Below are 12,517 nucleotides of genomic sequence, written 5' to 3' on the forward strand. Positions count from 1 at the left end.
ATAATCGCAATCATGGATTATATAAGGCCTAATTAAGTTAAATATGGATCGTTTCAGTTTCTTTTTCTGCCGGTGTTAATAACTGCTTTTTGAATAATTCTGTGTCGATTACTTTTCGTGCAACACCGGATTCGATAGCGGCATTGGCAACGGCTTCTGCTACATATGCCGCTACCCTGCTGTCGAATGGATCTGGAATCACATAATCGGCATGAAGTTCAGGATCCGAAATTAAACCGGCAATGGCATAAACAGCCGCTAGTTTCATTTCTTCATTAATATCTGTAGCGCGGACTTCCAATGCTCCTCGGAAAATACCTGGAAATGCCAGGACATTATTTACTTGATTTGGAAAATCAGAACGACCTGTTCCTATGACCATTGCGCCTGCTTCTTTTGCATCCCCCGGCATGATCTCCGGTGTCGGGTTTGCCATTGCGAAAATAATCGCATCGCGGTTCATAGAGCGAACCATTTCTTTTGTTACCGCGCCGGCAGCGGAAACACCTACAAATACATCTGCTCCAGTCAATGCATCTGCCAAAGAGCCTTGTTTATGCTCCTTGTTGGTAATGTTGGCCATTTCTTGTTTGAAAGGATTCATGCCAACTGTCCGTTCTTTATAAATAATGCCTTTTGTATCACATAAAATTACATCACTCACACCCATATTTAGAAGAAGCTTTACAATGGCTACCCCAGCAGAGCCGGCACCATTTACGACAACACGGGTTTCTTCAATTTTTCTGCCTGTCAGTTTTAAAGCATTAATCAGACCGGCAGCGGTAACGATGGCAGTACCATGTTGATCATCGTGAAAAATCGGAATATTACAAATATTGCGCAAACGTTCCTCTATTTCAAAGCATTGCGGTGCCGCAATGTCTTCTAAGTTTACTCCTCCAAAGGTAGGCTCTAATAGCTTAACAGTCTCCACAATCTTGTCCGGATCTTTTGTATCCAAGCAAATAGGGAACGCATCGACACCAGCAAACGATTTAAATAGCAGGGCTTTCCCTTCCATAACCGGCATAGCAGCTTTGGGACCGATATTTCCAAGTCCAAGTACGGCTGTTCCATTCGATACAACGGCAACAAGATTTCCCTTCATTGTATAATCATATACGGTGTCTTCATTTTCATAGATGTCCATGCATGGTTCGGCAACGCCTGGTGAATAAGCAAGACTTAAATCTTTCGCATTGCGTAATGGAACTTTAGAATATACTGCCAGCTTTCCTTGATTTTCCTTGTGCATCTTTAATGCATCTTCACGTAAACTAGACATACAACGAATACTCTCCTTTGGGCTTCTTTTACAAGATTTAAATTGAATAACGGATCTCTTGAAAAGATCGATTTTGGTGCTCATAGAGCAACAAGTGAATACAACACATATTATGGACAATAAATAGAGAAAAGAAAATAGTTTTTACAAAACAAGTCAAAATATTACAAACTTTTTGGAACGTTCTGATAGAAAAAACCTTTAAAATCAAGACTTATCAATAAATTAATTTTATAGAATTCTGGTTGACGAATAAATAAATCTTGTGTAAATTTAATTCATAAAGTAAATAAAAGCAGTAGGTGCCCATATGGGAGAATAGGGAATGAAGTGTAAGTCTTCAGCGGTCCCGCCACTGTAAAGGGAAGTTTCAACGATTATGCCACTGGTTTATCCCCGGGAAGGCCTGTTGAAATGTTGAACCTTAGCCAGGAGACCTGCCTATATGCTGTTATTATGTGAGTGATGGAAAAGCCCGCAGTTTATTTGTGATGGATAAACTGTGGGCTTTTATTATTTTCAAATAAAGAAATGAGGTAATCTTTATGAGTTTGTTACAGGATACAATTGGCAAGATTGAAAGCTTGGACAAGGAAATGACAGCGAAAGCAAGAGATAGGGTTAATCATTTAATCAAACCACCGACAAGCTTAGGTCGGTTAGAAGATTTAGCAGTTCAATTAGCAGGAATTACCGGAAATCTATTTCCAGTTGTCGACAATAAGGCAATTATCGTTATGGCCGGAGATCATGGTGTCTATGAAGAAGGAGTGACGAGCAATCCACAGGAAGTAACATTTGCACAAACATTAAACTTTGTAAAAGGTATAACAGGCGTTTGTGCTTTGGGCAGAGTATCAGGCGCAAGAATTATCCCTGTTGACGTGGGAATTAAAGTGGATCTTCCGGAGAATTCGGGAGTGATTAATCGTAAAGTAAAATATGGTACAGATAATATGGCGAAGGGTCCTGCGATGACAAGAGAGGAAGCGATTCATTCGCTGGAAATTGGCATTGAGATTGCTAATGCAGAGATCAATAAAGGCGCCAACTTGCTTGGTACAGGGGAAATGGGTATTGGCAACACAACCCCCAGCACGGCTGTTCTTTCCGTTTTAGGCAAGATTGATCCATTAGAGATTACGGGCAGGGGGGCTGGACTTGGTACGGGCGGTCGTGAACATAAGGCTAATGTCATAAAGAGAGCCATTGAATTAAACAAACCAAACGCAAATGACGGTATTGATGTGCTTGCAAAAGTAGGCGGTTTGGAAATCGGCGGGATGGCTGGAGTGATGCTGGCAGCAGCCGCAAGTAAAATCCCGGTAGTCATCGACGGATATATTTCTACTGCAGCAGCATTAATTGCTGCTGCTATTGAACCAAAAGCAAAAGAATATATGATTACTTCCCATGCGTCTGCTGAAATCGGCGGTCAAAAGGCCAGTGAATTATTAGGCATGAAGCCAATGCTGTATATTGATTTATGCCTTGGTGAAGGCTCAGGGGCCGCATTAGCCTTCCCAATTGTCGAGGCTGCTTGCAGCATGATGAAAAATATGGTGACATTTGCTGAGGCTGAGATGGAAATTTAATATCTTATTTAATAGAAGAAAGTAGGATCTTTCACAAACTTATATGAACTTTAAGTTGAATCTATATATATTAAAACTGAACATAGCGGGCACGAGTTTAGTTCGGACCCGCTAAGCATGCTTGGGACAAGCTCTTAGAATATTGCAGACATATGGCAAAAATGAACCTTATGTTTGCGGAACGAAATAGATAAAGGGATCTAAATGAGATTCATTTTCATACATAGACTCATAACATTGACTTTTCGAAGAATTCCTGACAAAATCTCTTAAACTGTTCTACCGATTGCGACATAAAATGACCTTTATGCCAAGCCAGACCAATTGTCCGCTTACAGATGGGATTCTCTATCTTCAATTGAACAGAGCGGTGTTTGTTAATTTTAGCAGCAAATAAAAATGGCGTAAACGTAACTCCGAGATTTAGTTCAACTAAATGCTGAATGATACTGGCCTCGGCTATTTCATAGACAATATTTGGCTTGAACCCTGCTTCCCTGCAGAAGTTATCTGTCAATTCCCGAAAATAATCATCCTGCGCCATACTAATAAATGGTTCGTTGGCGGCATCTATTAATTGAATGCTCCCTCTTCCGGCAAGATGATGCTCTGGAGGTACAGATAAGAAGATTTCCTCTTCGACTAAAGGCAGCCATTCTATATCAGAATGAATAATCGGAAAGGTAGAAATACAGATATTAATCTCCTGTTTTTCAAGTTGTTTGATGATGTCTTTTTCTATAAAAGCCTGATTTTGCATAAATTTAGCATCGGGATAGACCTCTAAAAATTCCTTCAACAGAAAAGGAAGTACGCTTGGAAAAGTGGTAGCAAATGAGATAAGACCTTTATCTGGACCAGCCATTTCTTCAACTTCGCGCTGCCCTTTTTCTAATTGGTAGAATGCCTGATTGACACGGTGAAGATAGGTTTTGCCATAGGGAGAGAGCTTAATCTGTCTTCCTTGGCGCTCAAAGAGCGGGACACCAATTTGTTTCTCTAAACGTGAGATGGTGTTGCTTAATGCTGGCTGTGAGACATTTAAAGCCTGTGCCGCCTTTGTCATATGTTCATATTCTGCCGCAGCTTGGAAATATTTTAACTGTAAAAGGTTCATCGCTGCCTCCTTACGTAGATTCATAATCTAAAGGTGATGATATTATTATAAAACTTGTATTAGAAAAATCAATAGAATGTTCCTATAATTTGAAATATACAGATAATTATTCCTAATGAAGCAGTCTATACTTATCTCTCTTTAACTAGCAGATACATAATGGAAAAGAATGCTGCCTGCGTATAGAAAGGACAGCATTCTTTTATTGTGCGAGTGATGAACCGTTTGTGGAAGATTTATTTTTTCATTTCACTAATCGCTGTTTGCGCAATTTTTGCAATGGTCATGTCATCCATTGGCGGATTATGCAGCCCTGCACGCGCATCACGATAATAGCGCTGCAGCGGGTTTGATAGCTGAAGACTTTTTGCCCCGACAATTCGCATCGCCTGATCCACAATTTTTAGACTGGAATTTGTCACAATGTGCTTGGCCGCACCCAATTCATTCGTTATGTAAGGGCGGCGTGAATGGTCATCGTAGAGTTCAGCCACACTGTACAAAAAGTGGCGTGCTTTCATTAACTCCAAGTCCATTTTCCCGATTAAGCTTTGCACATTCGGCAATTGGCTAATCGTGCCGGTGATACTGTTGGGAGAATAATCTGCTGCAAATTGAACGGAATAATCTCTTGCTGCTTGGGCAATTCCTAAGTAACATGCGGGGATATGCAGCAGCCAGGCATTTAATGATTTTCCTTTGGTCCCTTGAAAGAACTCAACAAAATTTTCTTCTGCAACTTCCACTTGGTTTAGGACCAAATCATGACTTTCTGTTCCTCTCATCGAGATGACATGCCAATTTTCTTCAAGAGAAAGCCCATTTGAATCCTTTTCGATCAAGAATACTCCGATGCCTCCTTTTTCTGCAATCCATGCAGTTACGAGAAAATGCGTCAGAGCAGGGGACATGGTCGTAAAGATTTTACGGCCGGATATTATCCATTTTCCTGCTTTCTTTTCCGCTGTAGTACCGGGGCGGCCGCCGCGGGTTGGACTGCCCGTTTGTGCTTCACTTGCAGCACGGTTTACTAACGCACCGCTCTTGACTTGTTGAGCAAAACGTTCCAACACACGCTTATCCCATAGTTTTTTTTCATAAAGTTCGCCAACGACACTTTGATGCCAGCCAATCGATAGCCCTGTAGCACCATCAAAGCTTGAAATCGTTTCTTGGAAAAGTACCATGTCCGATATGGAAATCCCTTCGCCTCCAAATTCCTTTGACAGCGGGAGTGTTGTATATCCCATATGAATCAGTGCTTGGATGTTTTCCACAGGAAATCTTGATTTTTCATCAATTTCCTGTGAATAGCTGCTAAAGGATGCTTGGTGTTTTTCCAGCTTATCGATCCATTCTCTTTGCCGTTCTGTTTTTATAAATAGTTGTTTCACTGACACACCTACTTTCATCGACTCCTTGATTCATTATACAATATTTGGTTTGTGTTGATTATGGTTAAGGTTCAAGGAATGTTGTCTTATTGCACTTATACTGATTTCCTAGAAATTGCAACTACGTCGAAATGCTTCTTCGCGGCAATTTTATGCTTTCCAATCAGTACAAAAAAGGTGAGGGAATTACTCACCTTTGAATGAATGGATCAGTTCAAACAGTTCATCCTTGCTGCGCGGCATTGAATTCGCTGCTGAGAGGAGTTGTTTTTTCTTTAATATTTGTGCGGTCTCAAAAACCCATGGTTTTTCTAAATGGGCACTAACTAAAATATCCTCTTGCTGAAAAAGTGAAACGGGGTGACCATGGTAAAGAAGTTCCCCATCACTGATGACAATGATTTCATCTGCCCATTCATAAGCAAAATGGATATCATGTGTGGAAAGAAGAATAGTTTTCTCCTTTTGATGTATGGTATTGAGAACTTGTTTAATTTGTTTGGAATAATAGGGATCCAAACCTGCAGTCGGCTCATCGAATAGGAAAACTTCCGGTTCCATTGCTAAAATTCCGGCAAACGCCACTCGTTTTTTCTGCCCTAAGCTCAAAAAATGGATCGGTCGATCCTGAAGGCTCGTTACATCCATTTCCTTCATCGCCCATTCTGTTTGCTTATTCACCTTTTCTTTCGACCAGCCTAAATTCATAGGACCAAACGAAATATCTTGTTTCACATTACCGGAAATCAATTGTGAATCAGGATCCTGAAAGGCAATCCCTACTTTTTTCCGAAGCGTTAATAAAGATTTCCGATCATATTGAACGGGTTTGCCCTCTAGTAAGATCATTCCGGATGTGGATTTAAGAATTCCATTTAAGTGTAAAAATAAAGTTGACTTTCCGGCCCCATTGTTTCCGAGCAAGGCAATCTTTTTTCCTTTTCTAATCGATAGACTAATATTTTTTAGAGCAGCCGTTCCGTCAGGATAAACATATGTAAGCTGCTTGAGTTCAAAAAGTACTTCATCCACTATAACAGCCCTCCAAACAGGATGTAGACGATGATAATTAAAAAGATGATACCTGTGATGATTCCCCAGCTCTTGAGTGAATATTGGTAGTACTCGTCTAAAAATAGAATTTCGCCCTCGTAACCGCGGGAATCCATGGCAACTGTCAGTTCTCTCGCACGCTGAAAGACGGCAGCAAATATAGCGGAGATTAATGAAGCCAGAGAATGAAAAGTTTGTTTTATAGAGTGGTAACCCAGACGGGATTGCTGTGCAAGATATATCCTCAGAGCGGATTCTATAAAGACAAAGATAAAGCGATAGGTAATTTCAATCAATTCCATTAACAATGCCGGCACTTTTAATTTACGCAGAACTTGAAAGATTGCCTGGACAGGGGTGGTCAGTATTAAAAAGTATAAACAACTGATGCTGCAGAGAACAACAAAGATAAGGGAAATGACCTTTTCAGCATTGCTTTCACTGATAAATATCTGCCAATTACCTATTTCAATCCTCCAAAGCAAAGCAGAATAAGGAATATCCCCTTGAGCAAAAGAAAACAATATCGTTAAGGTACTTGAAACAAGAAAAAAAACAGGCAGCAGTAGTAATTTAACATAATAGCGAAACGGAATTTTTGCTGCAAAAATCGTTAAAGAACTCATCACGATAAAGATGCTGATAGAGACGACAATATCTTGAACTGCTAGACTAAACATCAGCAGGAAAAAGGTAAGCACCATTTTCTCTGCCGGGTGAATCTTGTTCAAACGATTGATATAGGCATATTTATCGATGAGCAGCATTGGTTTTGTTTTTATCCTTCTCTGTCGTCCTGTTTTTCCCGCGTGTCCAGCCGACAAAATAGCCGATAAAGCCAGATCCGATTGCAGCCTGCAGTGCGAATAATAAACTTTCAATTTCCCCGCTTGGCGGTTCCCAAATATTCGAGAACCACGGTTCATAGCTTGAATTAATTTCGCCGATTAACTCTTCCGCTTGACCGTCGGCCCCGCCAAATTCTGCCCCTTTTTGCATAAACAATGGAATAATAGCAAGCAGAATAACGATGCCTAGTAGCAATAGATTTTTTTTCATATTAGCGGGCCTCCTTATTTAACACGCGGAGTGCTTTTAGTTCTGCTAGATTATATTTTTTTAAGAAATTCATGACAATAACGGTAAGCAGCCCTTCGCTGACGGCTAAAGGCAGCTGTGTAAAAGCGAATATTCCAGCGAATTTCGTGAATGATGCGAAAAAGCCCCCTGCCTCAGAAGGGAATGCAAGGGCAAGTTGAACCGAAGTCATCAAATAAGTACCCAAATCACCGATAAAGGCTGCTAAAAACACTGCTGCAGAATAAGACCAATTCAGTTTTCCGGCTCCTTTATAAACGAGATAAGCAAGAACCGGGCCGACCACAGCCATGGAAAATGAATTGGCGCCAAGGGTTGTTAAACCTCCATGGGCGAGAAGCAAAGCTTGGAACAGAAGGACGATCGTTCCGACAATGGTCATAGCAAAAGGACCAAACAATATCGTCCCTAAACCTGTTCCTGTAGGATGAGAACAACTCCCTGTAACAGAAGGAATCTTTAACGCAGATAAAACGAAAGCAAATGCCCCGGAGAGACCCAGTATCATTTTTGCCTCAGGATTTTCCTTAATCGTTTTACGAATAGAGCGAAACCCGAGAATGAGAAACGGCAGCGTCATTCCCCACCAAAAAATGGCCCATTCAAGCGGTAAAAATCCCTCCATAATGTGCATGGCAAAGGAGGTCGTCGGTACGATCATAAGCAGGAGCACAAAATAAATGATTTTGAAATTGAAATATTTCATCCGTATAACATCCCTTCAAATTAATCTTCAGCCTATTTTAGTTGAAAGGTGTACATGATTCGAAATGAAAAAGCACTTCTTTCAAGGAGAAAGAAGTGCTTAATGGCAAAATAATAAGTGTGATCATCCATCACATTTGCTCTATTTGCACACCCATCCTCGTAGGCTGAAACTGCTTCATCCTTTTACGGCAGGTCTCCTGGCTTAGGTTCATCACATCATTACAACCTTCCCATCGCAAGCGACAGTGGTGAAAAATATAATCATGCTCCTCCATACAGTGGCGGGACCGCGTTGGCTTTTAACCAACTTCCCTTTTAAGCTGAATCTTTTCAATCAGCACCGTAAAAGCTATACAATTGTAAAATTTCTCATTTAGTTTATCATGTGTTTTAACGATTTGCTAGAGTAAATAAAATTGTGAAAATAAAGCTGAATAAAGCTTGATAGAATAGGAGTTTAAGGATTCATAAAAATCAGAAAGATTAATTGACTCTTTTCATTTTGCTGAAGATCATTTATGATAGTTATACTTTATGTAGAGGAAAATTCCTCCATATTTTTAAATTAAATAATGTATTTAAAAGTGCCCTATGCGTCAAGCTTGGGATAATAGGGAAATCGGTGTGAATCCGATGCAGCCCCCGCTACTGTATTGCTGATGAATTGTCAAGACCACTGGTAAACGAACTGGGAAGGGACAATATTCATATGAAGCGAAGCCAGGAGACCTGCTTTTAAATGTGATTGTAACTTATTCGGAGGGAATGGGTGAAGCAGGCGAATTTATGAGACAGCTTTATGCTGCTGTTTTGTGGGATTTTTTGGCTTCTGAAACCTTAACTCAATGAGTTAAGGTTTTTTTCATATTCCTGAAGAAAATTCATGTGTACAGGTAAGGAGATGTCAGGATGCCGGAAAAAGGAAAAATAATCGTTGTTGGTTTTGGACCGGGAGATGTAAAGCATATAACAGAGCGTGCAATAGAGGCAATTAAAGAATGTGATTTTATTATTGGCTACAAAACCTATATGGAATTAATTCAAGATTTAATCACTGCTCAATCAGTGATAAGTACAGGGATGACAGAAGAGGTAAGCCGCGCACAGGAAGCAGTCAAACAGGCTGAACTTGGAAAAAAGGTCGCTGTGATTTCTAGCGGGGATTCAGGAGTATACGGAATGGCCGGTCTTGTCTATGAAGTGTTGATGGAAAAAGGCTGGAATGAAGCTGAAGGATTGGAGGTAGAAGTGGTTCCAGGTATTTCCGCCATTAATTCTTGTGCTTCCCTGCTCGGAGCCCCCGTCATGCATGATTCTTGCACGATCAGCCTAAGCGACCATTTAACACCTTGGGATTTAATTGCGAAAAGGCTGGAAGCCGCAGCAATGGCAGATTTCGTTATTGCTTTGTATAATCCGCGAAGCGGGCGGAGAACAAGGCAGATTATCGAGGCGCAAAGGATCCTGCTGCAATATCGTGCTCCTGAAACACCTGTCGGACTGGTGAAAAGTGCTTATCGTGAGCGGCAGAGTGTTGTATTAACCAACTTGGCAGAAATGCTGGAACACGAAATTGGCATGCTGACTACAGTTATTATTGGAAATTCATCGACATTTATTTATGACAATAAAATGATCACTCCGCGGGGGTATCAACGGAAGTACACGCTTAATGCAGAAAAGCAGCCGCTCGAACTTCATCAGCGTCTGCATAAGAATGCGGAGCCATGGGCACTCGTTCATGAGGCGAATCCGTCTCAAAACGCCCAGTCCGGTGCAGCTTTGTTAACCAAAGAACCTGAACAAAAAAGTAATTCTTTAGCAATCGCCATGGAGGCATTATCACGCGTTTCAGGGAAAATTCCTCAGCCTGCTGACATTGGTGCTATCCAACATCATTCAGAAACTATTTTTGAATTTGCTGTCAGCCCGGGGATAGCGAATAAGCATTTTACCCCTAACCAATTGCTTGCTTTGGCAGAGGCTGCTGGGGAAAAAGGAACGATTGAGTATACCCCGGATCATTGCATCGTGATGAGAATTCCTGCCCCTGATCCTGACAGCATCACTGAAAAGCTGACGGAATGCGGTTTGATCCTGTCACCAATTGGTCATGTCGTGAAAATAAAAGCCTGTGACTTCTGTGATGGCGAGAAAACAGAAGCCATTCCCTATGCAGATGAATTACATAATAGGCTTGGTGGAATGGAACTTCCAAAGGAGCTGAATATCGGCTTGAATGGCTGCGGCATGGCATGCTACGGAGCGGTTATGAATGACATTGGAATTGTTTTTCGCAAAGGAAAGTTCGATTTATTCCTCGGCGCTAAACCGGTAGGAAGAACAGCACATCCCGGTCAGCCTGTTGCGGAAGGGATAGAACCCGAAAGGCTGGTTGAAATGGTTTCGAATATTGTTGCCGAATATAAACAAAATGCGCATCCCAATGAGCGGCTATTTAAATATTTCAAACGTGCAAAGGAAATACAAGGTTTTCGCTACCAGGATATTACCCCAAAAATGAATATAGAGCCTGCACCCTGCGAGGACTAATGAGGAGGAAGATGAATGAGAGCAGTGTTATTTGTTGGACATGGGAGCAGATTAGAGGCCGGGAATGAAGAGGTTCGTATTTTTATAGAGCAGATGACCCCCGCTCTTGATCCTAGCTTAATGGTAGAAACATGCTTTCTCGAATTTGGTCTGCCGTCTATTTCCAAAGGGATAGAAAATTGCGTGGCTCAAGGGGCAACAGAAGTGATTGTCATTCCAATCATTTTACTCCACGCAGGTCATTCGAAGCTTCATATCCCTGCTGAGATTTTGGCCGCAAAGGAGAAGTATCCTGATGTGAAATTTATCTATGGGCAAACAATCGGTGTTCATCCAAAAGCATTGGAAATTGCGGTAGATCGTTTAGCGGAAACTGGCTTTGATGTAAATACAGACCATCCGGAAACGGCGGTTTTATTAATTGGCCGAGGCGGCAGTGATAGTCAAGCAAACAGTGATTTTTACAAAATTACCCGGCTGCTTTGGGAAAAGCTAAATGTCCGCTGGGTCGAAAGTGCCTTTATGGGAGTGACACTGCCGCTTGTTGACGAAGGGATAGAACGGTGCATCAAGCTTGGTGCTAAAAAGGTGATTCTTCTGCCATACTTTTTATTTACCGGTATTTTAATGGAGCGGATGGGAGAGATGCTGTTCCGGTTTCAGGAGCAATATCCTGATCATCAATTTGTACTGGCTAAATATTTTGGCTATCATCCAAAGCTGCAATTGATTTTAAAAGACCGTGTCATAGAAGCGGTCGAAGGCAGGTCGAGCGGTGAAGCTGATCTAGAAAAATACCGCTTTTATGCTGAGGAGCACAGCCATATACATCATCATGGACATGATCACCACCATGGACACGACCATCTTCATGGACAAGGTCATCCAAATGGGCAAATCCATGAACCTAAAGATGAGGTGAGAAAGTAACATGATTTTGTTCTTAGCGGGTACAAGTGATGCTCGGGAGTTAGCGATTGCTATTCAGGAAGCAGGGTTCCCCATTTTGGCATCTGTTGTTACAGTGTCTGCGGCGAAAAGCCTTCAGGAAGCAGGAATAAATACAAGAATGGGCCGTCTTACAGCTGCAGATATGATCGGGCTGATTAGATACAAAAGAATTCAGGCTATTGTGGATGCGAGCCATCCGTTTGCTGAGGAAGCATCAAAAAATGCGCTGCAGGCTGCTGAGTCAGCGAATGTCCCATACATCCGCTATGAACGGGAACTGCAGCAATATGATGATGGAAAATTAATCATTGTCCGTGATTATGAGGCTGCGGCCAAACTTGCCGCGGAAAAACGCGGGGTCATCATGCTGACAACAGGAAGCAAAACGCTTGAGATTTTTGCTAAAGAATTAGCAGGGTTAGAGAATACAAGATTCATTGCGAGAATGCTGCCGCGTATTGATAATTTGGAAAAATGCGCCGCACTCGGGATTGAACAAAAAAATATTGTCGCCATGCAGGGACCTTTTTCAAAGGAATTAAACAAAGCTTTGTATATACACTATGGTGTCACGCTGATGATTACGAAGGAAAGCGGAAAAGCAGGAAGTGTGGATGAAAAGATTGACGCTGCTTTGGAATGTGGAATCGAAACGATTCTGATTGCCCGTCCTGCGATTCAGTATCAAAACTTGTATCGCAGCTTTGCTGGTGTACTTAATCATTTGCAGACAAGACTAACGATTGAATAGGGGGAAATA

General features: G+C 41.5%; 11 protein-coding genes and 3 riboswitches. Of the genes, 4 read left to right on the forward strand and 7 right to left on the reverse strand.

Translation table 11 applies throughout. The features are described 5' to 3' along the window. Positions 1-37: 37 nt before the first annotated feature. Positions 38-1,288 carry an NADP-dependent malic enzyme gene (gene ystJ / locus HNR53_RS02615; RefSeq protein ID WP_184522449.1) on the reverse strand — a complete coding sequence of 417 codons (1,251 nt, stop codon included), beginning with the start codon at positions 1,286-1,288 and terminating at the stop codon, positions 38-40. A gap of 283 nt (positions 1,289-1,571) precedes the next feature. Then, positions 1,572-1,747: riboswitch (cobalamin riboswitch) on the forward strand. Between the two features lie 86 nt (positions 1,748-1,833). Here ystJ and cobT point away from each other — a divergent pair. Next, positions 1,834-2,883: a nicotinate-nucleotide--dimethylbenzimidazole phosphoribosyltransferase gene (cobT, locus tag HNR53_RS02620; RefSeq protein ID WP_184522451.1), complete on the forward strand. Its 1,050-nt coding sequence runs from the start codon at positions 1,834-1,836 to the stop codon at positions 2,881-2,883. Positions 2,884-3,112: 229 nt separating this feature from the next. On the opposite strand, the gene HNR53_RS02625 is transcribed toward cobT, so the two are convergent. The 6 genes from HNR53_RS02625 to HNR53_RS02650 form a co-directional block, all read right to left on the reverse strand. Continuing rightward, positions 3,113-4,000 (reverse strand): LysR family transcriptional regulator, encoded by an 888-nt coding sequence (locus tag HNR53_RS02625; RefSeq protein ID WP_184522453.1) that lies wholly within the window; start codon positions 3,998-4,000, stop codon positions 3,113-3,115. A 236-nt stretch (positions 4,001-4,236) separates the two neighbouring features. Further along, positions 4,237-5,412: an acyl-CoA dehydrogenase family protein gene (locus HNR53_RS02630; RefSeq protein ID WP_184522455.1), complete on the reverse strand. Its 1,176-nt coding sequence runs from the start codon at positions 5,410-5,412 to the stop codon at positions 4,237-4,239. Positions 5,413-5,580: 168 nt separating this feature from the next. Next, entirely contained in the window at positions 5,581-6,426 is an 846-nt protein-coding gene (locus HNR53_RS02635) for an ATP-binding cassette domain-containing protein (RefSeq protein ID WP_184522457.1), read from the reverse strand. Beyond that, a complete protein-coding gene (gene cbiQ, locus HNR53_RS02640) occupies positions 6,426-7,214 on the reverse strand; it encodes a cobalt ECF transporter T component CbiQ (protein WP_184522459.1) in 789 nt (262 codons plus the stop codon). Before cbiQ ends, HNR53_RS02635 begins: the two co-directional genes overlap by 1 nt. Then, complete coding sequence (locus tag HNR53_RS02645) at positions 7,198-7,506, reverse strand: energy-coupling factor ABC transporter substrate-binding protein (protein WP_184522461.1); 309 nt, start codon at positions 7,504-7,506, stop codon at positions 7,198-7,200. The genes cbiQ and HNR53_RS02645 overlap by 17 nt, the downstream gene beginning before the upstream one ends. Position 7,507: 1 nt before the next feature. Further along, entirely contained in the window at positions 7,508-8,251 is a 744-nt protein-coding gene (locus HNR53_RS02650; RefSeq protein ID WP_184522463.1) for an energy-coupling factor ABC transporter permease, read from the reverse strand. Positions 8,252-8,423: 172 nt separating this feature from the next. Further along, positions 8,424-8,613: riboswitch (cobalamin riboswitch) on the reverse strand. Between the two features lie 205 nt (positions 8,614-8,818). Then, a riboswitch (cobalamin riboswitch) is annotated at positions 8,819-9,004 on the forward strand. Between the two features lie 158 nt (positions 9,005-9,162). Between HNR53_RS02650 and cobJ the strand changes: the two genes are divergently transcribed. From cobJ to cobK, 3 genes are read left to right on the forward strand one after another with little or no spacing between them, the layout of a single operon-like run. Continuing rightward, entirely contained in the window at positions 9,163-10,806 is a 1,644-nt protein-coding gene (gene cobJ / locus HNR53_RS02655) for a precorrin-3B C(17)-methyltransferase (RefSeq protein WP_184522465.1), read from the forward strand. Between the two features lie 15 nt (positions 10,807-10,821). Then, on the forward strand, positions 10,822-11,736 hold the full coding sequence (locus HNR53_RS02660) for a sirohydrochlorin chelatase (protein WP_184522467.1): 915 nt from the start codon (positions 10,822-10,824) through the stop codon (positions 11,734-11,736). A 1-nt stretch (position 11,737) separates the two neighbouring features. Further along, a complete protein-coding gene (cobK, locus tag HNR53_RS02665; RefSeq protein WP_184522469.1) occupies positions 11,738-12,508 on the forward strand; it encodes a precorrin-6A reductase in 771 nt (256 codons plus the stop codon). Positions 12,509-12,517: the final 9 nt, after the last annotated feature.

Origin of the sequence: Bacillus benzoevorans, from assembly GCF_014207535.1 — a bacterium.
GTDB classification, from domain to species: domain Bacteria; phylum Bacillota; class Bacilli; order Bacillales; family Cytobacillaceae; genus Bacillus_BD; species Bacillus_BD benzoevorans.